The sequence below is a fragment of the Paenibacillus sp. SRL342 genome (assembly GCF_984798905.1).
In genome coordinates, this window is sequence record NZ_OZ481790.1 from 5,231,574 (window position 1) to 5,256,398 (window position 24,825).

Annotated in this window: 23 protein-coding genes; 6 read left to right on the plus strand and 17 right to left on the minus strand. The window is 46.2% G+C overall.

Translation table 11 applies throughout. The features are described 5' to 3' along the window. Positions 1-106 precede the first annotated feature (106 nt). Together AC4E8D_RS23030 and AC4E8D_RS23035 are read left to right on the plus strand one after the other, a co-directional pair. Positions 107-757: a hypothetical protein gene (locus tag AC4E8D_RS23030; RefSeq protein WP_221824455.1), complete on the plus strand. Its 651-nt coding sequence runs from the start codon at positions 107-109 to the stop codon at positions 755-757. A 34-nt stretch (positions 758-791) separates the two neighbouring features. Next, positions 792-1,349: a DUF1697 domain-containing protein gene (locus tag AC4E8D_RS23035; protein ID WP_221824458.1), complete on the plus strand. Its 558-nt coding sequence runs from the start codon at positions 792-794 to the stop codon at positions 1,347-1,349. A gap of 134 nt (positions 1,350-1,483) precedes the next feature. Here AC4E8D_RS23035 and AC4E8D_RS23040 read toward each other — a convergent pair whose 3' ends face one another. The 3 genes from AC4E8D_RS23040 to AC4E8D_RS23050 all read right to left on the minus strand — a co-directional run bounded on the left by AC4E8D_RS23040 (position 1,484) and on the right by AC4E8D_RS23050 (position 4,392). Continuing rightward, a complete protein-coding gene (locus AC4E8D_RS23040; RefSeq protein WP_221824460.1) occupies positions 1,484-1,927 on the minus strand; it encodes an Hsp20/alpha crystallin family protein in 444 nt (147 codons plus the stop codon). A gap of 191 nt (positions 1,928-2,118) precedes the next feature. Then, positions 2,119-3,321 carry an MFS transporter gene (locus tag AC4E8D_RS23045; protein WP_221824462.1) on the minus strand — a complete coding sequence of 401 codons (1,203 nt, stop codon included), beginning with the start codon at positions 3,319-3,321 and terminating at the stop codon, positions 2,119-2,121. A 111-nt stretch (positions 3,322-3,432) separates the two neighbouring features. Then, positions 3,433-4,392: a helix-turn-helix transcriptional regulator gene (locus tag AC4E8D_RS23050; protein WP_221824463.1), complete on the minus strand. Its 960-nt coding sequence runs from the start codon at positions 4,390-4,392 to the stop codon at positions 3,433-3,435. A 248-nt stretch (positions 4,393-4,640) separates the two neighbouring features. Here AC4E8D_RS23050 and AC4E8D_RS23055 point away from each other — a divergent pair, with 248 nt between their 5' ends. Beyond that, the gene (locus AC4E8D_RS23055) at positions 4,641-6,227 is read left to right on the plus strand and encodes a choice-of-anchor I domain-containing protein (protein ID WP_221824465.1); all 1,587 of its coding nucleotides are present in this window, start codon (positions 4,641-4,643) and stop codon (positions 6,225-6,227) included. A gap of 136 nt (positions 6,228-6,363) precedes the next feature. Here AC4E8D_RS23055 and AC4E8D_RS23060 read toward each other — a convergent pair whose 3' ends face one another. Together AC4E8D_RS23060 and AC4E8D_RS23065 are read right to left on the minus strand one after the other, a co-directional pair. After that, positions 6,364-6,600: a hypothetical protein gene (locus AC4E8D_RS23060; RefSeq protein ID WP_490205256.1), complete on the minus strand. Its 237-nt coding sequence runs from the start codon at positions 6,598-6,600 to the stop codon at positions 6,364-6,366. Between the two features lie 122 nt (positions 6,601-6,722). Further along, positions 6,723-8,966, minus strand: coding sequence for a carboxylesterase/lipase family protein (locus tag AC4E8D_RS23065; protein WP_221824469.1), 2,244 nt, complete (start codon positions 8,964-8,966; stop codon positions 6,723-6,725). 727 nt (positions 8,967-9,693) lie between these two features. Between AC4E8D_RS23065 and AC4E8D_RS23070 the strand changes: the two genes are divergently transcribed. Next, the gene (locus tag AC4E8D_RS23070) at positions 9,694-11,346 is read left to right on the plus strand and encodes an alkaline phosphatase (RefSeq protein ID WP_260632979.1); all 1,653 of its coding nucleotides are present in this window, start codon (positions 9,694-9,696) and stop codon (positions 11,344-11,346) included. Between the two features lie 150 nt (positions 11,347-11,496). Then, positions 11,497-11,862 (plus strand): VOC family protein, encoded by a 366-nt coding sequence (locus tag AC4E8D_RS23075; RefSeq protein WP_221824471.1) that lies wholly within the window; start codon positions 11,497-11,499, stop codon positions 11,860-11,862. A gap of 119 nt (positions 11,863-11,981) precedes the next feature. On the opposite strand, the gene AC4E8D_RS23080 is transcribed toward AC4E8D_RS23075, so the two are convergent. From AC4E8D_RS23080 to AC4E8D_RS23100, 5 genes are all read right to left on the minus strand, one after another. Then, the gene (locus AC4E8D_RS23080; protein ID WP_449003470.1) at positions 11,982-13,250 is read right to left on the minus strand and encodes a GNAT family N-acetyltransferase; all 1,269 of its coding nucleotides are present in this window, start codon (positions 13,248-13,250) and stop codon (positions 11,982-11,984) included. A gap of 13 nt (positions 13,251-13,263) precedes the next feature. Continuing rightward, entirely contained in the window at positions 13,264-13,953 is a 690-nt protein-coding gene (locus tag AC4E8D_RS23085; protein WP_336765111.1) for a DUF4274 domain-containing protein, read from the minus strand. 138 nt (positions 13,954-14,091) lie between these two features. Beyond that, positions 14,092-15,561, minus strand: coding sequence for a methyl-accepting chemotaxis protein (locus AC4E8D_RS23090; RefSeq protein WP_449003469.1), 1,470 nt, complete (start codon positions 15,559-15,561; stop codon positions 14,092-14,094). Between the two features lie 310 nt (positions 15,562-15,871). After that, positions 15,872-16,915: a pectate lyase family protein gene (locus AC4E8D_RS23095; RefSeq protein WP_036617386.1), complete on the minus strand. Its 1,044-nt coding sequence runs from the start codon at positions 16,913-16,915 to the stop codon at positions 15,872-15,874. Between the two features lie 286 nt (positions 16,916-17,201). Continuing rightward, positions 17,202-18,044 (minus strand): AraC family transcriptional regulator, encoded by an 843-nt coding sequence (locus tag AC4E8D_RS23100; RefSeq protein WP_336765109.1) that lies wholly within the window; start codon positions 18,042-18,044, stop codon positions 17,202-17,204. Positions 18,045-18,160: 116 nt separating this feature from the next. Between AC4E8D_RS23100 and AC4E8D_RS23105 the strand changes: the two genes are divergently transcribed. Continuing rightward, positions 18,161-20,146: a beta-galactosidase gene (locus AC4E8D_RS23105; RefSeq protein ID WP_490205257.1), complete on the plus strand. Its 1,986-nt coding sequence runs from the start codon at positions 18,161-18,163 to the stop codon at positions 20,144-20,146. A 123-nt stretch (positions 20,147-20,269) separates the two neighbouring features. On the opposite strand, the gene AC4E8D_RS23110 is transcribed toward AC4E8D_RS23105, so the two are convergent. The 7 genes from AC4E8D_RS23110 to AC4E8D_RS23140 all read right to left on the minus strand — a co-directional run bounded on the left by AC4E8D_RS23110 (position 20,270) and on the right by AC4E8D_RS23140 (position 24,758). After that, positions 20,270-21,412 carry a DUF4179 domain-containing protein gene (locus tag AC4E8D_RS23110; protein WP_490205258.1) on the minus strand — a complete coding sequence of 381 codons (1,143 nt, stop codon included), beginning with the start codon at positions 21,410-21,412 and terminating at the stop codon, positions 20,270-20,272. Further along, on the minus strand, positions 21,402-21,950 hold the full coding sequence (locus AC4E8D_RS23115; RefSeq protein WP_256720093.1) for a sigma-70 family RNA polymerase sigma factor: 549 nt from the start codon (positions 21,948-21,950) through the stop codon (positions 21,402-21,404). Before AC4E8D_RS23115 ends, AC4E8D_RS23110 begins: the two co-directional genes overlap by 11 nt. A 179-nt stretch (positions 21,951-22,129) precedes the next feature. Beyond that, positions 22,130-22,531, minus strand: a complete 402-nt coding sequence (locus tag AC4E8D_RS23120; RefSeq protein WP_221824485.1) for a hypothetical protein — start codon at positions 22,529-22,531, stop codon at positions 22,130-22,132. A 36-nt stretch (positions 22,532-22,567) separates the two neighbouring features. After that, positions 22,568-22,894: a hypothetical protein gene (locus AC4E8D_RS23125; protein WP_221824487.1), complete on the minus strand. Its 327-nt coding sequence runs from the start codon at positions 22,892-22,894 to the stop codon at positions 22,568-22,570. 14 nt (positions 22,895-22,908) lie between these two features. Next, positions 22,909-23,553 (minus strand): SMI1/KNR4 family protein, encoded by a 645-nt coding sequence (locus AC4E8D_RS23130; RefSeq protein ID WP_221824489.1) that lies wholly within the window; start codon positions 23,551-23,553, stop codon positions 22,909-22,911. A 28-nt stretch (positions 23,554-23,581) separates the two neighbouring features. Next, positions 23,582-24,262, minus strand: a complete 681-nt coding sequence (locus AC4E8D_RS23135) for a hypothetical protein (protein WP_221824491.1) — start codon at positions 24,260-24,262, stop codon at positions 23,582-23,584. A 28-nt stretch (positions 24,263-24,290) separates the two neighbouring features. Beyond that, entirely contained in the window at positions 24,291-24,758 is a 468-nt protein-coding gene (locus tag AC4E8D_RS23140; RefSeq protein ID WP_221824493.1) for a DUF6386 family protein, read from the minus strand. Between the last annotated feature and the right edge of the window lie 67 nt (positions 24,759-24,825).

Below are 24,825 nucleotides of genomic sequence, written 5' to 3' on the forward strand. Positions count from 1 at the left end.
CAAATGTTTTTTTGAATTTATCTTTGATATAGTATAATGCTTATAGCCAAGAATCAAACGAATCGGCCTGTTATTATATCAATGTTATTAGGAGGACTCAGACATCATGCAACAACTGGATGCGGCCTTGAGCCGTTTGGTGGAACAGCAGGATTTATATAATGAATCTTATGGACTTTTCCAAAATCATGATCTGCGTCCACGCGAACAACATCACCAGCCGGAAGTGGATACACGAATACCTCTTTCTCCAGAACTTCAGTATCTGTACAGTCATTATGAAATGATGGATGCGGATGCGGAAGGTACACTCAAAATGAAAAATGCCGCCGTCGAGATCGGTGATGCCGCAACTATTTCCTTTGTGGCACCTGAACATCTGCTTCGTCAGCAACTGGGGTTCCGCTGGATTGGCATGAATGAACCTTATGAGGAGTCCTCCACTTGGCCAAAAAATCACGTCGTCATCGCAAACTTTAACGATGATCCGTTAATTGTAGATACTGAATCGCCGAACTCTCCTGTATATGCGGCTTTTACAGGGGGAGAACCAAACCGTGTTGCTGATTCGCTGTCAGACTTTTTCAGTGCACTAGCCATCCTGATTGAAGCGGCGCGCACCTATGCCGGAGAAGTAAAAGATGAGGAAACCTATGAAACCAAGCCCGAGTATCTGGAGCAAGTTGAACCTTTATTGCAGGATCTATTGGGAGAAGAGTATACTGCACATCTGTTCGAGTATCTGTCCTTTTGTTAAAACAGTGAATTGAAGGAATTGGAGGGGCATCCCTATGAACTATGTAGCCTTGTTGCGGGGCATTAATGTAGGCGGGAACAATAAAATCAATATGAAGCAGCTGAAAGAAACGTTTGAACAAGCAGGCATGCTGGACGTCGTTACCTATATCAACTCTGGCAATATTATTTTTGCCGATCATCAGGAACGTGCCGATGCAAATAGGGAGATATCCCTTTTGTTAGAACAGGCCATCGCCGCTGATTTTGGCTTACAGATCAAGGTAATGGTGCGGAATATGGATGAAGTTCAATGCGTTATTCAGGCACTGCCAGAAGAATGGGTTAATGATGACACCGCCAAAAGTGATGTGATGTTCCTCTGGGACGAGATCAATGAGCCCACCGTGCTGGACCAGCTGCCCATCAAACCGGAAATCGGCACACTGATCTATGTTCCCGGAGCCATTTTGTATTCAGTCAGCAGAGAAGATGCATCCAAAAGTGGCATGAACAAGCTTGTGGGGTCCAAAGTCTATGCTTATATGACCGTAAGAAACGTGAATACCACACGTAAGATATATGCCCTGATGCAAGCAGCAGCAGAGAAATAACTCGGAACCAGCACAATGGATAGTCAGTTGTGTATCGTCCAATTCATATGAAAAAAAGCATGCAGAAAACATCCTTATGGATGTCTCCTGCATGCTTTTCACCATGTTAGGAAACTATTTTTTTCCACTGTGTATTAGTCAATCTGAATGCGTCTGCGAGATTGATCATCACCAGGACGTTTCGGAATCTCGAGCTTCAGCACACCTTCTTCCAATTTGGCCTTAATGTGCTCCTCATCAATATGATCAACATAGAAACGTCGGATAAATTCACCGGATCGGCGTTCCTGCCGAATGATGCGATTGGAGTCATCCTTCTGCTCCACCACATCATTGCGTTTGGCACGAATAATCAATTCATTACCTTGAACCTGAATGTCTATATCCTCTTTGGCGATGCCCGGCAGCTCGGCTTCAACCGAATATTTGTCTACTTCTTCACGAATGTCGGTCCGAAATGGCTGGGAGCCAGTTCCAAAAGGGGAGAGGAATGAGGTCTCAACCATGTCATTGAAGGATTTCAACATGTGTCCGAATGGGTCTTCATTTCGTTTACGAAACGGAATCAGATCAAACATGAAAATCAGCTCCTTTTGTGTGGTTGGTGTATTGTTGTTGCTTACATGGATTATTATAATACCAGCGCAAATCAGGCTCAAAGTCCGTAAAAGTCGAAATAAAACGATTATCTTACACCTTAGTTCACTATTTTAAAATAGATCCTTTTTTCTTTCGTTTTGACCTTTTTTGACCTTCTGACTTTTTCTGACTATACCGAATGAATGGCGTCCGCTACAGTATTGGATTCATTTTTCCGCATTCCCAGCATCATGATTGCCAGCAAGACGACCAGAACAGCTACGAACATAAATGGAATATGTCTATCCACCTGGTAGAGTGTCGTTGTAAGTAACGGAGTAATGACGGCAGATATCCCTTGAATCGCTGCTACCAACCCTGCCGCACCTCCCTGCTGTTCTTTGCTGACCGCGAGCGAAGCACCTGCCATGAACCCCGGCATCATCAGACCCGAACCCATGCCGAACAGGAAGAATGAGAAATAATACATGGGTAACACATTGAAGACCAGAAACAGGATCATACTTGCGATCAAGAAAAGGGACCCGAGCATAATCATTGGACGTGGCTGCCATTTCAACCATTTCATCTGAATGACCTGCATGATCAACATGGCTGCTCCAGAGAACATGAGTCCAAACGAAACCATTTGGGCCGTCGCGGCTGGTGATAGAGCCAGTTGATCCTGAAAATAAAATCCCCCGACAACTTGCAATGTCATGATGCCAATCATCGTAACCAAACCCGCAGCAAGATACATTCGTAATCCACGTTGAAACGGGTTGACTTTAGGCGGCTTTGCCTGAATGACCGGTTTGGCTGCTGGAATTAATAACAAAGCGATAATAAATGCAGCGATCGCTATAAAAATGCCAAAATAAAGAGGCCACAGCAGACCGATGATAGTAAATGCTCCTGCAATGGCGGGTCCAAATACAAGGCCAAGTCCATTCGCAGCGCTGATCATGGCCATCCCGCTTGCCCGCTCCTTCCCTTCTGTCACATCACCCATATAGGCCTGGGCAGAAGAGAGAACGGCCGGAATAAACATGCCGATCAGACTGCGCGTCACAATCAGAAGGGTAAGCAATACGCCTCCTCCGATCCATGCATTCAATCCTCCATACAATGCCATAGCAAATAACGCACAGCTAACAGCCATACCTATGAATCCAATCAATATGACGGGTTTTCTGCCCTTCAGATCACTGAATCTGCCCCATACCGGAGCCATAACAGCCATCATAATGGACCCCAGCGAAATAATAAGACCGGAATGGCTTTCTTTCATGCCTAACTCCCGAATAAGCGGTGGCATAATGGGTGCAATCAGCATCAGACCCAACATGGCTGCGAATACGCTAAAAAAAATACTTCCTCTGATTCTGTTCATGCTTATACACTCCTCTATATTTCAGTACAGTATCCACTGTACCTGGAGTATACAAGGCTGAGAGAATCCCCACTGCCTCTATACGGAAAAATTCACGGCAAGACGGATTTATTAATAAATCTTTTTCATTTCAGAGGGCTTCACGCCGAATTTGCGATAAAATTGCTGCGAAAAGGCACTGACATTACTATAACCGACCGCAATCGCGGCCTCGGTGACGTTGTTATCCTGATTGCGCAACAACTTCATGGCGTTGTCGAGACGAACCTGACGCAAATATTCGAACACCGTGCTTCCGAAAAGTGTCTTGAATCCTTTTTTTAATTTAAAATCGTTAAGACCCACCTGTCTGGACAATGCTAGCAAAGATGGAGGATCTACCATACAAGCCTCCATAATCTCCCGTGCCGTATGTAACTTCCGGATGTCCTCTCTGGAGAATCCCGCGGGGATTGGCGCCAGATCAAACAATTGGATCATAAATCGATTCAAGATCTCCAAGGCTGTCGCTTCCATCATTAAGGATGATCGATAACTGTTGTTTAATTCCACAATCAAACTGTCGATCATCGTTCGTATCCGATTATCCAATTGAAATACAATTGGCTTAAACACTTTTCGCCCTAACACCTGATTAAACGCAATCGACTTGAAACTGCCCAGTTGCGCCGCAGCATAATTGAACAGAGAAACCGGAATCCCCAGCGAAAAGGACGTATACAGCTCCCTTGCCGGAGGATGAAACCACGCTTTGAAATCATGCATAAAAATAAGGGCCCCTTGCCCTATCGATAATGAATAATCCTGACCGGATATATCCACATTTCGCTCTCCTGACAAGGCAAATTGCAATTCCACAATGGGTGTCTCGGACGCAAAATACGTTGGATACGGCTGATGATATTCAACCTGGGAATATAAAATCTCAATGCCACTGTATGTCGTTACTCTTTTAATATTACCACTGCCCGCCTTGGGAGAGAGCAGATACGTATGTTCATCTTGCTGACTGTAAGGTTCCTGGGTCAGGTAATGCTGATATACTACGCCTAATGCATCATCTGTGCGCATGGGTATTCACCTCGCCTATATCTTGATCAGACTTGTCAGTAAAGAAAGCCCGAATTAATTGATAATGATTCTCAATTATAATTCTAGCGTATTTTCTCCCGTTCGACCAGTCCTATAAATTATGAAGGTTCCCGTTTAATCTTTTACACAATTCGACCTGCCTTTTTACCATTGCTTAACGTTTCTTTCTTATACTGAAGCAGTTGTACATGACATCACACACGAAACGATAAAGGGGATCTGGAACATTGAAAAAGAGAAATCAATGGCTCGCCGTTCTGTCGATGACTGCCATTCTTACCGCAGGAGCAACCAGCTACACATCAATGATTCATGCCGCTGACGCAACTAAAACCACCAATGATCATGTCGTACTGCGCACAGCCATCCAAAATATGCAGGGTACGGTCACATGGAACGGAAGCAGTCGCAGTGTTGATATCCAGATCGCAGATACTAAAGTACAACTTCCTGTAGGGACGTCTTCAGCCACCATCAACGGTGTGAAAACCCCTTTGGACAGTAAAAGCTACATCACCAAAGGTACAACGTATGTATCTTCACAAACGCTAAAATTAATTACGGATCAACTGATCCTGAAACAAAATAAAACCGGTTTTGAACAGACCGCATCGTTTCAGATGCCTGGTGGCAAAGCGGAAATATCAGCCTCTACGCCAGATGGACAGCGCCTGCTCGTAACCGAAGCAGACAATGGCAGCATTGCCGTACTGGACATTGCTGACTTGAAAAACATCAACGTATTAAAGACGGTCAGCTTCCATGACCTCTCCGCCAAAGCTGAAGTTACAAGCGTAACCGTGTCCAAAGATGGTAAATACGGACTTGCTGTCATTCGTACAGGGGACACAGACAGTGAAGCAAACAAAGGGTTGCTTGCCATTGTGGATCTGACAACCTACAAAACCGTCAAAACGTATGAACTGGGCATTGGTCCTGACTCGATTGCACTGTCACCTGACGGTCTGCATACGGTGATCGCGATAGAGGATGAGGAGCTGAATAAAGCTACCGATGAAATTGACTATGCCAACACCAAACGTCCGGGTAGCATTATGGTAGTATCTTTTGCTGGCGGGAACGTATTGGAGGGCGAGATCACCAACTTACCGGTATCTCTAGAAAATGTAGAAGGCGCCATCTATCCGCATGATCCACAACCGGAGTATGTTGCCATTAGTCCAGATAGTAAAACAGCAGCTATCACGCTACAGGAAAACAATGTCGTTGCTATCGTGGATCTGGAGACGAAAAAAATCAGCTCAATCTTCGCTTTGGGTACTACTTCACATCAAGCGGATCTGAAAGATGATGGTATTGTTCAGTTTAAAGAGACGTTGACGGCTCGTTATGAACCAGATGGGATTGCTTTCTCGGCAGATGGTAAATACCTGCTGACAGCCAATGAAGGGGATTTGGGCAAGAATGAATTTGAGGATAGTGTAAAAGCAGGCGGACGTAATATTGCTGTCTGGAATCTGCAAGGCAAGCGGATGTACGATAGTCAGAACCTCATTGACCAGGCAACCGCTAGGGTTGGCTTGTACCCGGATGATCGCAGTCCCAACAAGGGAAGTGAAGTGGAGAACCTAACCGTTGCTACTGTAGACGGTACAACATATGCAGCCGTAGCTTCTGAACGGGCAGATGCCATTTTGTTCTTCGATCTTGCTGATCCAGTCAATCCGGACTACCTGGGTCTGATTCCTACAGCTGGAGAATCACCAGAGGGAATTCATCGTGTTAACGGACGTAGCCTGTTTGTGAGTGCAGATGAAAGCACCGGAACACTTAGTTTTTTTGCCAAGAAATAGATCAAGTGTCCTTGGTATGCAAAGGCTGAATTGAACGTTTCACACTGTATTGAGCAGGAAGGGGCGAAGAGCCCCTATCCTCTCATCCTGTTGTACCCACACCATTCCGCGTATCCACAAATAGTGGTTCGAAAAGTTAACGAGACTTTATATTTTCCAATTCCCGTCTGTTCCTCTCTACTTCTTCTTGTAACAATCGCACTTCCATCCTTAATGCGGATACTTCCTCTTTGACGCCAGACCTCTTCATCCCAAGATAGAAAACCAGATATAATACAAGACCAATCATAATAAAGAAAATTAATAGCGTTATAATCCCAGCAATACCAAAATTACTAACTCCATCCATAATGTAAGTTTTCCCCTTTCCCATATCATATTAATTTATATTTACAAGAATACCATAATTAAGCATAACGAACAGTACAAAAAGCCAAGAGAGCATGCTCCCTTGGCTTTCAATTTATCTATATATACCTTCCTATCCGGTAATCCTTATTCCCAGAAGAAACGACCTGCGAACACTTTTTCCGTCAACAGTTTGTACGTTTCTTCAGGCAATTCTTTTTTCATCTTTGCCATAACGGCGTCTTTGCCTTGATTATATTGTGTGGACATGCCAATCTCTGCCGTTGTATTGCTTGCATCCAGACGCATGATTGGGGCTTGAGCATCTTTCGTCCAAGGTGTCCATGCCGCCAGATCAGGTGATCCACCCGTACCTGGATTGCCTGTGTACAGGAACTGCTTCAGATATGCTGCCATCGCGGCGGACAACTGATCACGTCCTGGTTTGTTTGTATCGCTAAAATACCCCTCAGGGAAGTAGGCAGCAATTCCGTCTGCGTGTCCTGTATAGAAGTCCATATCCGCACCATGTGGTGCACCCAGTAACGTGAGCAAACGCTCAGAGATGACCCCTGGTTGTGTGCCCCATGCAAAACGATACGCATATACCGGTGGCTGACCTGCTTCACTGGTCAATTGCTCCGCTACACGCTCTGCATTAAAGCCTGCATAAGCTTCGCTACCGTATTTCAACGCAGCAGCATATTGTTCCGCCTTGGTTTTATCAGTAAACAGAGTCTCATCCGTGATGGATGGAGAGAAATTTGGATCACCGAAGGCAAAACCGGAGAACTCCGTTTCCAAGCTGCCGAGCAATACAGGAACTTTCGTGTAATTGCCATTATTGATGGCGTCAAATCCTTCTTTTGGAATCACTGTGCCATCACGGAACAGATGCGGGAATGGGTCCATACGGATTGCGGTTGCACCAAACGCTGTGACCAACTTGTCCGCAGGCAGTGCACGCAAGTAACTCTCCAGCTGTGCCTGAGATTGTTTGCCAATCCATGCTTTTGCTTCTTCTGCGTTAGCCGCTTTCTCATCTTGCACGAGCAGCTTCACAAGTACATCCTCAGATTTTTGCTCGCCTTCTTCAGGTGATGCTGTCGTTAATCCTCCGCTGAAAGCAACTGCTTTTTGATACAGTCCTTTGCTAAGTGGAGAGATCAGAGTTGCCAGCACATCACGTGCACCCGCAGATTGTCCGGCTAATGTAACATTGCCTGTATCTCCGCCAAAACCTTCGATATTATCCTGTACCCACTCTAGTGCACGGAATGCATCGAGCAGACCGTAGTTACCGGAGTCATCCAGGGCATTGCCTGTTTTCAGTGCTGCATTCTCGAAAAATCCAAGGGCTCCCAAACGGTAATTCACGGAAATGATAATGCTGTTGGTACTCCGTGCGAGCTGTTCACCTTGAAAATCTTTACCTGATCCGGTCATATTCCCGCCGCCGTGCAGGAACACCATAACCGGAAGTTTCGAACTGGTTGTGTCGGGACGCCAGATATTAAGATACAACGAATCTTCGCTTCCCGCTGTCGTCTTGCCGGAGATCTGCAAGCTGTTCGCTGCAAATTCCTTAGCCGATCTGGTTCCTGTCCATGATTCCGGTTCTTGCGGGGCTCTCCAGCGCAGTTCACCTACCGGAGGTGCCGCGTATGGAACACCAAGCCAACCGAGCGTGCCATATTGCTCATAGGTCTTGCCATCAATCGCGCCATACTTGGTCTGTTGCACCGTTTGAGGTCGGAACGCCCCAGCCTCTTTATGTTTCAACCAACTCTGCTCCAAGGTTCCACTGCCATTCTTGAGCTGTATCTGCAAAGCCTGTGCGGTTGCCTCTGCCATCAGGCGGTTGGTAAGTTGACTCGCTCCCTTCTCTTGAAGCGCCATGATTCCTTTCCCAGTCGCATAGGTGGAAGCCGCTCCCTGCTCATAATCCGTACCTGCTTCATATCCAAGCACCTTCAGCAGCATTTCGGCATAACCTTCCGCTGTAAGGGGTGCATTAGGTTCAAACTTCTCCGTTCCTGTTACGATCTCAGACACATACGGATGCTGCTTCAAGTAACCAACGATCGGTTGCAATACTTTGCCTGCCTGAGCCGCATCGTCGTACGTTTCCGATCCCTGATAAGCGAGTGCTTCTTTCTCCAATCCGGACAAACGCAAGTAAAGTACTGCGGCCTGAATGCGTGTTGCCTTTTTGTTCAGATAAGCTGCATTAACACCTTGACCGCTGCCGCGAATAAGCTCGGATTGGATCAGCTTGTCCATCGCTGCAGAAGAAGTAGGTCCTGTATTGCCTGCTGCATAAGCTGGTAGAGCGGATACACATAACCCCAGAATGGTTGCTACAGCAATCGAACGTTTAATGGTTTTCATGTCATAAATCTCCTCGCTGTCGAATAGTGTGTGATGGGATAAGTTCATTGGAATGTCCATTTGAGATGCGTATCTAAGAATCAGTATTCCAATGTCTGGATGAGTCTATATCTCTATTTAGGAAAAATTAAATCTGCTGCGCTCCTTTCTGCTCGAAATATCTGCTACGGCGCTTGCGGTCATGCCATCAGGCATTTTTTTATATAAAAAAACCTGAACCGAAGGCAAACAGACATCGCTTTAGCGTGGTCTACTGCCCTCAATTCAGGTTTTGCCTGCAATCAGTAACAACCCTGAGGAATGAGGTTCATTCCATATGAAAATGTAAACGCAATCAATCGTTTGATGAACAAAGAACCAACGAATGAACTGACACAGGTATTGCCCTTAATACGGTTACAATCCTGTTGTTATGGTGATGTTAGCACATAATGTAAGCGTTCGCAATATCTTTTTTTAATCGTCACTATATGATCTCTGAGAGGGGTAACATTAAAAAACTACATTCTCATGCGGGTTTAAACTTTTACATCAGGATGTTCTATCATATTGTCTCTCAGTTCCTCGACATCTATCTTCCTACTCTGTGCAAGACCTAAACTCTAATACCCTTCATTAATCGTAAATTTTACATATAGTTAACCCATTTCATACGGTAGTTTAGCAATTGTTGTATACACTTGGTTAGTGATACCAAACTATACATATATTCTAGGAGGATGCAATCATGTTAAACCGGTTTAATGTCCGTGCAGCCAAAATGATGCTCGCGGTGACAACAATTGTTACGGCTACACTCGGAGGTAGCAGTGCAGCGTGGGCTGTGGAAGACACCACCTCAACGACATCTGCATCACCGATTAAAAATGTCATTATTCTGATTCCTGACGGCATGGCTAACGATGCGACTGCCCTGGCTCGTTGGTACAAAGGCTCTTCCCTGACGCTGGACTCCATGGCAAGCGGTATGGTTCGCACACACTCTGCAGATGCGCCGATTGCGGACTCGGCCCCTGCCGGAACAGCTTTTGCAACAGGTTATAAATCTCATACCGGATTTGTTGGTGTATTGCCGGACAAGGCTACCATGCCTGGACAGAAGGCTATTACGCCTGGAGACGAAAGAAAACCGGTCGCTTCCGTACTGGAAGCATCCAAACTGGCGGGTAAAGCAACTGGCATTATCGCTACATCCGAGATTATGCACGCCACACCAGCGGACTTCTCCTCTCACTATCCGGACCGTAAAAACTATGATGCACTCAGCAAACAACAAGTCTACAATGGCATGGATGTTGTGTTGGGTGGAGGTAGCAAATATCTTGAGCCAGCCGGACGTAAAGACGGCGAGAATCTGATTTCGTCCATCAAGGCACTGGGTTACGATTACGTCACTACACCAGCTGCAATGAAAACATCCGATTCGAACAAGCTGTGGGGTATGTTTGCACCCGCAGGCATGGCTTATAATATGGACCGTGATCCTGCGAAGCAGCCAAGCCTTGCCGAGATGACATCCAAAGCCATTGAAGTACTGTCCAAAGACAAAGACGGCTTTTTCCTGATGGTCGAAGGCAGCAAAGTGGACTGGGCAGCTCATGCCAATGATCCGATTGGTATTATCAGTGACGTGCTGGCTTTTGATGATGCCGTAAAGGTAGCCATGGATTTTGCCAAAACAGATGGAGAGACGGCCGTTGTGGCTGTTACGGACCACGGCAATGGTGGACTCACCATTGGTAACAACGCAACTTCCGGCACTTATGACAAAGAGCCGTTGTCCACATTTATCGGACCTTTGAAAAAGGCTAAGCTGACAGGCGAAGGCGTTGAAGCGAAGTTGAATGCCAAGCGCACAAACATCAAAGCAGTGATGAAGCAGTACTATGGTATTACCGATCTGACTTCCGAAGAGATTGCCACCATTAAAGCGGCCGAGCCAGGCAGTCTTAACTATGCAATCGGTCCAATGATCAGCAAACGTGCAGGGATTGGCTGGACAACCGGTGGTCATACAGGTGGAGATGTCGTGCTGTACACGTATGCTCCGAACAATGACCGTCCATTCGGTGTGATTGACAACACGGATGTCGCCAAATATATGGCTCGTGTATTGGATCTGGATCTCGACAGCGTGAGCAAACAATTGTTTGTACCAGCCAAGCAGGCATTTACAGCCAAAGGCGCGACGTACAAGCTGGATCTGACCGACGCCAAAAATCCGAAGATTCTCGTAACAAAAGGTAACACCAAACTGGAACTGCAAATTTACAAAAATATTGCACTGTTAAACGGCAAAAAGACAACTTTGGAGGGTGTCATTGTTTATAACGGTGTAGAGGCATTTGTTCCACAGACGGCCGTTGATCTGATTCAATAATTCGTTAGAATGACCGGAGATTACACCATTTGGGTGCCGAATATTTCGGCAGCTATTTTATTGTTTACTGATAAGGAGTAGGTTCCTGCTAGCGCCTATCGTATAATGAACGTAACAAAAATACATATCATGCAAAGGAGAGATTCACCCATGTTGATCAAATTAAATTGGATCACGCTGAGGGTCAGTAATTTGGAAGCTTCACTCGGGTTCTACCACGACATGCTAGGACTTCCAATTCAGCGCAGATTCGAGAGCCGTGGACGGCAGATTGCCATGCTGGGCATGGAGAATGAAGCCAAACTGGAACTGATTGAGGGCAGTGAATCCATTCTTAAAATGGAGGCCGGCGTGTCGATCGGTTATGAGATAAACTCGTTGGATGAAGCCATGGAACGACTGGCAGAGCTGAATATTCCGATTGTTCGTGGCCCGATCCAGCCCAATCCGCATCTCCGGTTTATTTACATTACAGATCCAGACGGCTTCGAGGTACAACTCGCAGAGCATGTCTAATTAGGCGAGTGTGAAATGAGTGTGCTTATCCGATGACCAGTTGGTTGTGCAAGTGTGCAGTCAAACCAGATGCAAGCTCACACCTGCATCTGGCAGCGTATGCACGTTTTTGTGTCTGTCTACAGCTTCATGCGGCGCATGAGCGGCACACCTATGCGATTCAACAACCGATCAAGCAGCAGCCAGCACCAGCGTCTGCCCCATGGAAGGTGGCGCTCATACACAGCCGAATACTCAAAATCCGCCACAGCACCACGATTGCGTTTGAACTGCGCAGCCCCGGCGCTCTCATGTAACAGATGGCCGTTCTCGCGAGCCTGTCCGATCAGGCATGCCGATAACATGCGGTATAGTCCGACGGACTGGGGCACCGCTGTATCGTAACCGAAGAGCGGCGTTGTCATGATTCCATTTCGGCAGAAATAACCCATGACCGCATCCAGTCGTCCTTCCTTCCGCAGTCCATACAGTCTGAGTGTTCCAGATGCCATCGCAGCAGCAATGAACCGTTCCGTAAACTGGGGATTGTGATAGGAGTATTTTTCAAGGTATAACAGCTTGTATAGCTCCACGATTCGCGGAATATCTGCATCTGTCATATCTGCTTCGTAGACGAATTCGTATCCATGCTTGCCCAATAATTCGTAATCCCGCTTCAACAGCCAGCGCGACTTCGAGTTGCCAAAATTAGGATCATGTGCTTGGTACAGGTAGATTTGTCGGCTCGGAATCAGTCTACACCCCGCTTCCGTTAGCCTCGCCGTCAGATCGGGATGAAGTCCCGGACACAAGGAGCGAAATACAATGACATGCTCAGGGTATCGCTCTTGTACCGATGCAAGCAGACATTCCGCCTGTTCACCGGACATGGCTGGATACAGATTGGTGGACAACAACCAGTTGTTCACATGCACAACTTTGTTGATCTGCGATTGCTTCATTCCCCAACCTATTAGACCGAGCAGCACAGAAAGACCTTTTTCCAACACAGGCTTCTGCAACATGGTCAATTCCTGCTTGGCGTAACTCACATAATGCGTATATGGCGAACAAACGTAAGCATTATCATACTCTGTATCATTCACCGTCAGCGGAATAACGAGATCATCGATCCGGGCGAGCAACAATGTCGTTTCCACGTTGGACATAAAGCTTCGTGATCCTTGCTGCATCATAGGTTCCAGATAAGCCCTGGCATATCTGCCATCCTCCGAATTGGGCCAGTCCATGTCTTTGAACAAATGTTGATCATAAAGAAGCACGCGTTCAGCGCGGTTATGATTCCTAATCTCATATGTACGGTCATCGTAGGCCGATCTGTCTTTCATTCCATTATTCTTCAACCTTTTACTCCCCCATGAGGTACCATCTTCTCTTGAACTACTCATTCACGTTCCAGTGCTACCCTCTCCAGAGTAATTGCTCTGCAAGCTGACGAAACTTGGGTCCGTCTTCTCTCTCGTTGACCTCATCTTCATCCATCTCCATCCAGTAGTCCGCATCCAGCAGTTCTGCCATATCCAGCCGCGTAATCTCTGCACATTCGGGATGTTCACACGCTGCAATCATCGGTTCAGGACTATCGTCCCAGTTGTATCCATTCACGATGGCATGCAGGAGTACAGCTGAATCCAGTGCACGGATTTGGGCAGCTGCCTTGTCTGAAGACTCCTCGTACAGAATTTCATCTACAATACTTTGCTCCGCCTGAGTTAGCTTGAGTCTGACTGCACCTTTGGTGTCCAGTAACATATCCGCTATGTCCGGATTACGTCTCGCGGCGTTCCAGGCACTGGCCTGAATTCCAAGGAGAGCGTCCAGTTTGACTCCATGTTCAATCAATAGCTGAATAGCTTCAATTTGCTTAAACTTCACAGCTTTTTTCAGCGCGGTATCCCCAAGCTTGTCCTCCACTTCCAGGTCCGGGCCGGATTCCAGAAGACACCGGATTGCTTCAGTTGGCATACGATTTGTCAAAAAGAGTATCAGCGGTGTACGTCCACGATCATCCTGTTCGTTGATATCCAATACACCGACGGCTGCTCTGACTTGTTCCACATCTTTGGATTTGCTAATCTCCAACCAATTCACGGTTCGTTCTCCTCCATCCTCTTCACACTCTACACAACACTGTATAGGAAAAAAATGTCGGCATCAAGCTGTACTCCAGATGAAAAAAGCCCGTCCAGTACGCAAAATACGCACCGACAGGCCCTCAACTATTTATTATTAAAGTTTATTCCCAACGGAAGAAGCCTGATGATCCGAGACTAACTCATTCAGGTTCACAATCAGTTGCTCCAATTCTCCAAAGCTCTCTACCATCTTCTGTGTCAGGTTACGTTGTTCTTCCATGCTCGCCAGAATCTCTTCTGTCGCTGCACTGGATTGCTCCGTTACACTCGAAATCTCGGAAACTTCATTCACAACTCTGGTGGAAGATTCCTTCATGGTCGCCGAACTAGTCTCGATATCTGTCGCTTGATTCAACACATGCTGAGAGTTGCTGTTGATCGTACGGAATACTTCCTCTGCCGTATGGACGCTATCTCTTCCTTGTTGTAACGATTGACGAATGCGTTCGAATCGATCCGTCAGTGCCTGCGTCTGCCCTTTTAATCGAGACAGGATGGTTCCGATATCACTTGCGGACTGACCCGAGTTCTCTGCCAACTTGCGAACTTCCTCTGATACAACAGCAAACCCGCGTCCATGCTCACCCGCACGAGCGGCTTCAATGGCTGCATTGAGTGCAAGCAGGTTTGTCTGACTCGCAATATCCACTATGCTGTTCAACATAAGCGTCATGGATTCACTTTCCTCGTTGAACTTTCGCATGTCATTTGCAGTTGTATTGATCGTTTCATATAGATCTTGCATTTGGATGTTTAGCTGGTCCATCTGTGTACTTCCAGTTTGCGTGCTTGTTGCCATACTTGCGGACAACTTTTTCATCTGCTGGGAATACGAAGCAACGTCCTTGATATGCTGATCCGACACAGACAAGGATTCCGAAATCTCGGCCACACTGGTCGCCTGGAACTCAACACCTTTTGCAACCTCACTGAACCCAAGCGTCACCTCATTGGTAATGGAGCCAGTCGCATTCACTTTTTGCTTCAATTGATCCGTATAACGTGATAAACCTTCGACCGATTCCTTCACACGTTCCAGCATGGTTTCCACTCTTTGTTTAGAGTGCTCCACCTCATTCTGGCGTACTTCACTTTCATGGAAGAGCCTTTGATTCAATTGTGAGACCAGCATCAAGACGGCTCCTGTGAGAGCAAATAATCCCACATTGACGATATTACCCATTAGCTCAGCAGAGTCAACGGTATTCATAACAAATAACTGAAGAACACTGTTAACTAGTAATACCGAAAATCCAACCACAAAAAATTTCTTGTTAGGAAATAACAGTAGAACTGCGGTTATCACCAAACTTAACGCAAAATTGACCGTTCCCCAACCGACATAGACTCCACATATTGTTAGTAATACGGTAATCAGCCATGGAATGAGATGAATATGTTTCTTTTTCACATTAGCGTATGTAATCCATACAACAAAGATCAGAGCTACTCCATTGGACACAAGTAACTTCGGCATCATAAAGGCCAGACCCATACCAATGGCAATAATAATCCACAAAATGATACCGATTAATTTGTTCCTTTTCCAAATAATTTCGTCCATACGATCCATGCATACCCCGTCCTTTTATGTAGGTTAAATGTGAACTGTAGGGCCTTTCTGTACTACATCTACTAGTCTTTGGTCCTGCTTATGCACAAATCGCAAAAACGCAGCGCCTTAACATAGTACATATTAACTTCACAAGTATGAAATCAGCGCTACTTTATGTATATCGGTATTGTTAATTAAAAATTTATATGAACTGTAAAATGATATGTAAGCATATCATTTTACAAACAAAAAAGGCCTGTCTTATACGTTATGGCGCACAAGACAGGCCTTTTGGTCGTGAATGGATGTGCAGCAAATCTTACTTTCCGAATACAAGTGTCGTATTGGAGGAGCCTGCATACTTGGTGACGAACTCACGCGCGTAGCTGGCACTCTCTACCTGATAACTGTAATTGGAGCTTGGTCTCCAGTTCGTTTTAGGAGAAGTCGGACTATTAAGCGCTGGTGTACTTCCCGTATCCGTAAACTCACCTTTTCCTTTGTCATCCAGGATGCCACCCTTTTCAGCACCAGCACCAAAGTAGTTGTTTTCGGAATAAATCCGTGCTTTTTCACCAATTGTGATGGCCTGATTAAAGTTGTTTGCATAGTTGTTTTTGAGATGGAAGTAACCATATCTTAAAAGTCCAGGACCACGCACATACAAATTTTCGAAGTAATTGTTGGACATCGTCACATGAGGCACACCATTGTAACTGCTGTTCCCATCATTCGGATGACCGAGGATGACGCCATACTTATGGTTCGCAAATTTGGAATTGCTAATCGTAATATAGTCCGCGCGATCGCCAATATACAGAAGTTTGTCCAGATCACTACCGCCAGAGCTGTAGCTATGACCAGCAAACGTCACATGATCAATCCAGTAATTGGAGCCTGAAGTGATATACATCTGGATATCATCATTGGCATTAATATTGGAAGCGTGTTCAAAAGTCAGATTTTGAAAAATCACATTGCTTGAACTGCTTGTGGATCTGAAATGAATATTCGTTAATGTATGTTTGCCAAAGGAACCTACAAGTGTCTTGTTCGCTCCGAATTCAACCTTTTGCAGCGTAGAGGAAGAAATATTCTGTTCAACGACTACAATCTTGGCTGTAGAGCCCGCCATATGTGTTCTCAAGTCATTGAGATTACTAACGTAAACCACCTGACCGTTCTTGCCACCTGTCGTGGCTGACTTGGATACACCATTTTCATTCTTGGCACTGCCTGCAAAACCAGTCAACCCGTTCGTACCTGTGTTTGGATAACTGGCCGCACCATATGTAGACGGGGCTGTGGAGACAGTTAGCAACAATAGAGTTACAGCGAGTAAAAGCATCGAAAATTTCTTCAAAATTTCACCATCCTTTATAATATTATCCTCTAAGACAACTCGATTATATCGTGTAACTTTGGCTGTGACAATACAATAATTGCAAAAAGACAACAATATTATCTTTTTCGCAACAGCAGATCAGATATAGTGAAAAACAAAACCAGGCCATTCTTTCATACAAAATAGAGCCGCTAATTAGCGGCTCTATTCACGAGTACTATGTGATACAACTCGGAACTGATCCGCCCTCGGGTCAGTTCCTAAAGCCTCTGACGAAAACCATTAACTTGGGGATAATAATATGTTACGACTTCTGATAGCTGCGGCGGAAGGTACCGGGTGTGATTCGTTCCAGCTTCTTGAAGATGGCTCCATAGTAGCTGGTCGATTCGAAGCCGACTTGACGAGCAATATCCTCCATCCCGCGTTGCACATTATCGAGCAGCAGTTCCTTGCTCTTGTTGACTCTTACCTGATTAACATAACTGATGGGACGAATACCTGTCGTCTTCTTAAACAAATGACAGAAATATTCTGGTGTGACACAGATCAATCCAGCCAGCATTGGCAAAGTAATCTCTTCAGCATAATGCTGTTCAATATAGTCCAGAACCGGTTTTAATCGCTCATACTGCTGCCCGACCGTATCGCTGCCCTCGACAGATACGCGTTGAATAATCTCTGTCAATAAGGTATAGAGAATGGCGGAGCAGGCGTAATTGCTTAATGTCTGCTCTTGTGGTGTTAAGGCAGCTTGCAGCAACTCCCGCATTCGGGATAGAAGGTATTCAGGCGATGCAAGCGTGTATACACATGTGTCGACAATGCCAACAGTTTCAAACAAGCTCGCTGACCCACTGCCATCGAAAATGATCCAGTCGACTTCCCAGCTGTCGGATAGCGCATAGTATTCGTGCTTCTGTCCAGGGAACAAGAGCATACCCATACCTGGCTTGACGATATATTCCGTATCACTTAGCTTGAGCTTGCCCACACCGCTGCGGCATTGTATCCATTGATAATCCTGAATGCCTTGGTCTCGGCGGATGTGCTCCTGTTCATGATGCAGACCGATGCCAAGCAAATAAAAAGGGAGCAGCTTGTCTCGAGCAGATAATACCGGAAAATTGCGATTGGGATGAGGCATGCGACTAACTCTCCTGTTATCTTAATATTGTTATATCATATTAATTATTTAAGATATTCACTCCAATTAATATAGCATATAATCGCAATATATTGATAAATAAAGGAGATCACAGGATGACAATTAAGATAGGAATTGATTATTATCCAGAGCAATGGACTCCGGAGTTATGGGAGAAAGATGCCATACTTATGCAAGAGACGGGGGTTGCTGTTGTGCGAATGGCAGAGTTCGCCTGGAGCCGAATGGAACCGACTGAGGGTAATTATCAGTTTGAATGGTTGGATGCGGCTATCGAAGTATTCGCTTCGCGCGGCATGGAAATTGTGTTATGCACCCCCACCAATACCCCGCCGAACTGGATGACAACCCGTTATCCGGATGTACTGCCCATGGATGAGCAACGCCACATCATCCGGCCAGGTGTGCGTGGACATCGTTGCAACAACAGCTCTTCCTTGAGAATGCTGGGCTCCAAATTTGTGGAAGCGATGTCACAGCGCTATGGTAAGCATCCCGCCGTCATTGGCTGGCAAATCGATAACGAGATGCACTATCAGGAATGCCATTGTGATACATGTAATCGTACATTTGTCGCTTGGCTGCAGAAGCGTTATTCCAATCTGGAGGAGTTGAACCGGGAGTGGGGTACGGTCGTCTGGAGCGGTGAGTACAGCAGCTGGGCTGAGGTAACAACACCGCTCGGACCCAGCAAACCGATGAATCCTTCCTATCTGCTGGAATACAAGCGGTTTTGTTCCGACAGCGTGGGCCATCTGCTGGGATGGCAGCTTGAGATTTTACGCCGTAACTGTCCAGATCAATTTGTGACGCATAATATGTGGCAATATCCGAATAGCCTGGACTATTATGATATGCATAACGAATTGGACTTCGTCTCTGTCGATTATTATCCGAATGAGCTGTATCGCGATTATGGCGATCGGTTTCCGAGAAATGGTGCGCTTACGCTGGACTTGGTTCGCGGCATCAAGCGCCGGAATTTCTGGGTAATGGAACAGCTCAGCGGAGCACAGGGTGCCTGGATGCCGATTCAGCGCACCCCCTATCCTGGACTGATCCGAGCTCGTTCCTGGCAGACAATCGCCCGAGGTGCTGACATGGTCGTCCATTTCCGCTGGCGGAGTGCAACCGTCGGAGCCGAACAGTTCTGGCATGGGCTGATCGACCACAGCAATGTTCCTGGACGCAGGTTCAGGGAGTTTGCCGAGCTTACTCGTGAGGTGAACCAGTTAGGAGAAATGCTGGCCGACTCAACCATTGTTACCCAGGTTGCGATTCTGCATTCGCATGATCAGCATACGGCGCTTTCCCTTCAGCCGCAGGCGGAAGGAGGAATGCACTATATAGACAACTTGTCCTCTATGCATAATGCATTTCTGAAAATGGGCATCGGTACAGACGTTATCAACTGGACCGAGGAACTCGACGGGTACAAGCTGGTCATTGTCCCTTCTCTCTTCCTGTTAAGTGAAGAAGTAGCACAACGACTGGAGCGATTCGCAGCTAAAGGGGGGACGGTTGTCCTCACCAATCGGACTGGTGTGAAGAACATGAGTAATGTATGTGAGATGCTGCCTCTGCCGGGGCTACTGGCGGAAGCGGCCGGTGTTGTCGTAAGTGAATATGATGCAATCGGCAACAGTGAGCATCGGATACGGAACGCGGAGGGCAAGACATTCGCTGCGAAGCAATGGTGCGATTTACTGGAACTGCGAGGGGCAGAGCCGATCGCCTGGTATGACAACGACTTTTACGAGGGTGTACCGGCGGTTACTGTCAATAAGTTTGGTGAAGGTGAAATATATTATGTCGGCACTTGGCCGGAGCCATCGTATTTCTATCAGTTGTTTGAAGGCATACTGAAGGAAAAGGATTTGGCGCCCAAAATCCAGTTGCCGGAAGGTGTCGAGCTGTCGATTCGAACGAAGGGGGAGCAAAACTTCCTGTTTCTGATCAATTTGACGAATGAGCAACGAGAGATTACGCTGGACGTTCCTTATCGCAGCTTGTTGACCAGCGAGAGGTTGGATCAGAAGTTAACCCTTCCAGCTCTGGGAGTAGATATTTTAACTGTATAAGATCAGCCGTTTTCATATTTAAAAAGGGATGTCTCACAAGGCTTACGACCTTGAGGGACATCCCTTCTCTGATTTCACTAACATCCACCTAATCTGAATAAGAGTATTGCCAGTTAGTTCATCTTATTTGATTTTGATTTCCAGTTCATCATTCTTGGCTTCCTGCAAATCATCATAGACCTTATCTGGTTTACCACGAAGTTTTAATACCATGGACTCCGGATGGTCCAACAGATTGCTACTGAAAGAATACATCATTCCGTCTTCCGTTCCGCTCCCGCCTACCATGGATAACTTGGTCTGTTTCCCGTTTTTAGTGGTAGTTACAATCTCGAGAGGCTGAACGACCTCACTGATCAACAACTTCATTTTGTAATCGATCTCTTGCTCCGGCTCAAAAACAAATCTAACCCGAGTAACAAGCGGTGATAATTCCACTTCTGACAACATAACTTCATAACCCCCAACGGTAAACGTACGATTAACGTTGAGGATTTCCGTTTTGGGGATAGAGAATTTAGGATCCAGCGCAAAAGAAAGATTCATTTTTTTGGAATATTGATACTTCCGTTCCTTTTCCCCGTTTTCTGAATATTCCACCACATCTGGAACAACGGAAGAAAGCTGGAACTGAAGATTCACTTGCTCAGGCAGCGGTTTATTTCGATTACGCTCAATTGTATTCCGGCCATAAATGGTATGCTTATCCTTCGAAAAATGTATACCTCCTATATTTCCGTTATCAAGGACATAACCTGTTCTTGCATCCGTCATCTTGGTATTGACTATCGAATAAATCTCTTGCGAAGCATCCGTCTTGGCGGTATACAATACGGTTATCCTGTTCTCATCTGCCATAACCGCATTCACGGTAAACTGATATATGCCCGATGTAACCGTCCGATCCACAAGTTGCACATAACCATGATTGAGCGTTGAAGTAATCGTAGCACGGTCCATATCCGAAGTTAGCAGGCCACGAAAGGGCTCTAGCACTCCCCAATGGGTTACAGGCTCAGTATATGTTGCCTGCTCTTGACCATAACACCCAAGCGGACCTAAGAGAAACCAACCCGCGGCCAGGGCCGTGACCAGCACTGCCGTAATCCATTTGATATGAACGGTCCTACCTGATCGTTTTGTTCTGCCCTTCGCGAGACCACGTTGAATCGCAACAGTCGTATCCGCCGGATTCCATTGCTGTTTCTCTCTTTTTACCTGATATGCATCTGCAAGAAGTGCTTTCTCCTCCGGGTTAGTGGTCATGCCAATCCCTCCTGTTCTTCATCAACTTGCGCAACTGTTGGAGTCCCTTGTGCTGCCAGGTCTTGATCGTTCCTTCCGGTTTGCCGAGGATGGAGGCAATATCCGTCAGTGTCATGTCGTTATAATATTTTAGCAATAATACATGGCGATATTTCGGTTTCACCTTTTGCAAAAGAGATTCCATAGCGATTCGATTATCATCAACGCTAATCATCCAAGATGCCGGAATGCTGTCCTCCATATCCTCCTTCGCCAGAGGTGTCGCCCGCTTGCGGCGCCTCTGTTCATCGATGCAGACATAGATCAGAATTCGAATGATCCAAGATTTGAACGCCTTCTCATTGTTCAGCGTACGACGTTTGATCCAAGCACGGCACGTCATCTCCTGCACAGCTTCCAGCGCATCTTGCTGGTTACGCAGATAACTGTAGGCAATGGAAATGAGCGTATCTTGATGTTCCATAATGGATTGCACAAATTCCGTCTCGTCTTCGGTCTGTACATAGATCCTCTGGTTCATCTCTGCTTTTGTTTCCACCCCGCATCCCTCCTTCTCTCTCTTTCTGTGGTATAAGACGGGTGAGTGAAGCAAACGGTTTTTAATATTTGTTCATCAAAAAAAGCTCCGCCATCATCATGAGGGAGCTTGATTACATAACAATCGGCCGCCGATATACTGAATTACTCACAAGCATGAACAATCCAAGATCAACTAACTTACAGGTTGCCGGTGACTTCGATCCCGTCGGCCAATTGCAGATGGTTTCTCACCCAAGCTATGAACTGATTCAAAAAATTCCGTAATTCAGGCTCTGCAACCACCTGTTGATCCAGCTCTGATAAAATCCCCACCCACACATCCTTCGTAATCGGATTCTCCCAGCAGGGATCAAGAGCCTTCATCTTTTCTCCAGTTCGTGGGTCAGTTAAGGGAAATGAGCGATCCAATGCGGGTCGAATATAGTCAAAGTCTTCATTATATATGAACAGCATGTCTTCCATCTCTACTTCAACCGATTCTTCTATGTATAAAGGGGATAAAACAAAACCCACATTCCGCTGTGGACCTTGATACTGATACATGAGCGCAGGAATTGTTCTCTTTGATTTGTTAGTCATATATGCTCCTCCTGTTTCAGGCAAATCTCTTACCGATCAGAGTTCAAACCAGATTAAACCACCATCAACCTGGCTGGTTTCTCGCTCCATCTGATGCATCCAGCCCCGCGCCTCTTCACCCCAGATATGAAACAAACAGTAGATATACGAATCCCCATCCACAATCTCTTCTAATCCGGAAGCCTCTTCTATCCACACTTCAAGGGCTCTAGGCCAGGAAGGATCTTCACGTTTCAATACAAAGCTGTTGGCTTGGTGTTCTAAGCTGTACATGTTGGTAAACGTTAATGAACTTGCCAAACGCTTCACAACTTCAGGTAAAATCGCAGGTTCTGTTGTGCTAATTCCATATTCCCAGCCCATATGTACAACCTCCCTCAGACTTCTTTTGCTCCAGATGATTGCTTTTGTTCATGCATTTGATGGATTGAACGATCCAACCACAACTCATACCAGTCCAGAAAATGTAATCGATTCGTATTGCCCCAATATTGATCAGGATAGATTCCATTGCGGTTAGCCCGGTCATCAACCCATATCTCTCCGTAAGAGGCTCCCTTAACAATTAGATTCATCGATATGCCACAACCAAAATCACTGATGCGCAGCATGCCTGCCGACCATTTTGGATCAAAATATTCGTGTTCCAGCGCTTCCCATTCCTCTTCTTCCTTGCTGTCATCGAACCAGTCATAGTTCCAGTTCCATGCTTCCGTGAATTGGAAAGGGTCCGAGACCGCGTTCAGCTCATCGTCATAACCCAGCACAGCGTATACACCGTCATTCGGGTTTTCTAAACCATAATAAGGCCCTCCACCCGTTCCCATATGAAGAAGCCATACCTTATAGTCCTCCGGCAACTCAATTCGCCATTTCTGTTCAAATTGCGTAATATCCTTCTGGGTCCACACAGACGCCATTTCATATTCATGGTTTTCTGCGCCAAACAGCTCCAGATCCGGGTCCAGACTTCGGAGAGTGATCAACTTTTCACGCATACGTTCCAGTTGTACAGTGTACATAATCTACCTCTCCTCCTTTGCTACTCCATTACGTTTGTTCCACGGCGTACCCGCGTTGCTGTAACTCATCCAGTGCTGCTGCTACATCTCTCTCAGTACACAACTGCTTAATCAGTCTGGCGGTCACCGGTTTTCCTTCATATACTTCAGCTACGGCTTCCAACGGCAGATCCGGCAAGTCATAGTACCCTTTGGACCAATCAGCGTAATCTTCCGGGTTCTTCTCCACATATCCCAGCAAAAATTCTGCGCCACCTCTAGCGTCCACTTTGTCTTCCTCGGCCATCGCCAGCTGAATCCAGTTACCAACCTTCCATGGCAAGTCGTTCCCTTCCTGCCATAGGCAAAAGGTCACATCCTCCAGATCCAACGTTTCCTCATGATCTCGCAGTACAGCCATCAAGGCCTCTGGTACTTCATCATACATGCCCGGATAGATTTCTCCGTCCTCACGAGCATGTGGGCTCAAGGGTGACTCATGATCAAATCCTTTGATCAGCGTGCCTGAGTTCGTAAACAATACATGCAGATGATCACCTGCGCCGTTATTGATGCTTCCCCATGCCACACCTGGCTGAAGTTCAGCTTCATAATGATGAACGCGTAACCATTCTTCCTCCGAAAAGATGATATCCAAAGCAGCGAGTATTCTCATCCGTTTACGCAGGGCATCTGCATTCATCATCATTATCTCGTTCCAATCCTGCATATGAATCCCTCCTGTTCGTATATGTACACTATATCCGTATTAATTCATCCAGCGTGTTATTTCCCTGAATACTTGGTGTCATGACAATGGTGATCCGACTGGCTTCTCTGGAGACGATACACGCATAATTTCCGGGCTTTAACTGCAACAGAACCCCTTCACACGTCTCATCCGGCTCCAATTCACCCCCAGTGACATCATCCGCCGCTCCCAGATAGACGTGCCCAGACGGAACTTGCAGATGATACCCCTTTCCCCGTTCCGCTGCGTGATCTGGATCTGAATCCTCCTCTTCACCCTCCAGGCTCCATTCCACCTCATACACTCCATCCGCACCCAGATTCAGGAACAGACAATGACCTGCATTCACCTCAGCCAGCTCATCCACTGGAATGGACCACCAGTCCGAAGTATCCTCAAGCCGATGTTTTAACGCTGCCAGATCATACAGGCACAATGTTGCCGTATCTGTAACCATTCGAAATGTTCCTCTCATATTCACCCCTCCCTTCTGTCTGATCCAGGTCTGACCTCAGAAATATATTCCATCATTATATCAAGCC

Bases quoted from the DNA above. Each gene is read 5' to 3' on its own strand.
- AC4E8D_RS23090 (WP_449003469.1), bottom strand. From the start codon at position 15,561: ATGGACGAAATTATTTGGAAAAGGAACAAATTAATCGGTATCATTTTG.
- AC4E8D_RS23075 (WP_221824471.1), top strand. From the start codon at position 11,497: ATGTTGATCAAATTAAATTGGATCACGCTGAGGGTCAGTAATTTGGAA.
- AC4E8D_RS23060 (WP_490205256.1), bottom strand. From the start codon at position 6,600: ATGGGAAAGGGGAAAACTTACATTATGGATGGAGTTAGTAATTTTGGT.
- AC4E8D_RS23130 (WP_221824489.1), bottom strand. From the start codon at position 23,553: ATGTACACTGTACAACTGGAACGTATGCGTGAAAAGTTGATCACTCTC.
- AC4E8D_RS23045 (WP_221824462.1), bottom strand. From the start codon at position 3,321: ATGAACAGAATCAGAGGAAGTATTTTTTTTAGCGTATTCGCAGCCATG.
- AC4E8D_RS23100 (WP_336765109.1), bottom strand. From the start codon at position 18,044: ATGCCTCATCCCAATCGCAATTTTCCGGTATTATCTGCTCGAGACAAG.
- AC4E8D_RS23040 (WP_221824460.1), bottom strand. From the start codon at position 1,927: ATGTTTGATCTGATTCCGTTTCGTAAACGAAATGAAGACCCATTCGGA.
- AC4E8D_RS23080 (WP_449003470.1), bottom strand. From the start codon at position 13,250: ATGAGTAGTTCAAGAGAAGATGGTACCTCATGGGGGAGTAAAAGGTTG.
- AC4E8D_RS23140 (WP_221824493.1), bottom strand. From the start codon at position 24,758: ATGAGAGGAACATTTCGAATGGTTACAGATACGGCAACATTGTGCCTG.
- AC4E8D_RS23120 (WP_221824485.1), bottom strand. From the start codon at position 22,531: ATGACTAACAAATCAAAGAGAACAATTCCTGCGCTCATGTATCAGTAT.
- AC4E8D_RS23065 (WP_221824469.1), bottom strand. From the start codon at position 8,966: ATGAAAACCATTAAACGTTCGATTGCTGTAGCAACCATTCTGGGGTTA.
- AC4E8D_RS23125 (WP_221824487.1), bottom strand. From the start codon at position 22,894: ATGGGCTGGGAATATGGAATTAGCACAACAGAACCTGCGATTTTACCT.
- AC4E8D_RS23135 (WP_221824491.1), bottom strand. From the start codon at position 24,262: ATGCAGGATTGGAACGAGATAATGATGATGAATGCAGATGCCCTGCGT.
- AC4E8D_RS23030 (WP_221824455.1), top strand. From the start codon at position 107: ATGCAACAACTGGATGCGGCCTTGAGCCGTTTGGTGGAACAGCAGGAT.
- AC4E8D_RS23035 (WP_221824458.1), top strand. From the start codon at position 792: ATGAACTATGTAGCCTTGTTGCGGGGCATTAATGTAGGCGGGAACAAT.
- AC4E8D_RS23070 (WP_260632979.1), top strand. From the start codon at position 9,694: ATGTTAAACCGGTTTAATGTCCGTGCAGCCAAAATGATGCTCGCGGTG.
- AC4E8D_RS23050 (WP_221824463.1), bottom strand. From the start codon at position 4,392: ATGCGCACAGATGATGCATTAGGCGTAGTATATCAGCATTACCTGACC.
- AC4E8D_RS23110 (WP_490205258.1), bottom strand. From the start codon at position 21,412: ATGACCACTAACCCGGAGGAGAAAGCACTTCTTGCAGATGCATATCAG.
- AC4E8D_RS23105 (WP_490205257.1), top strand. From the start codon at position 18,161: ATGACAATTAAGATAGGAATTGATTATTATCCAGAGCAATGGACTCCG.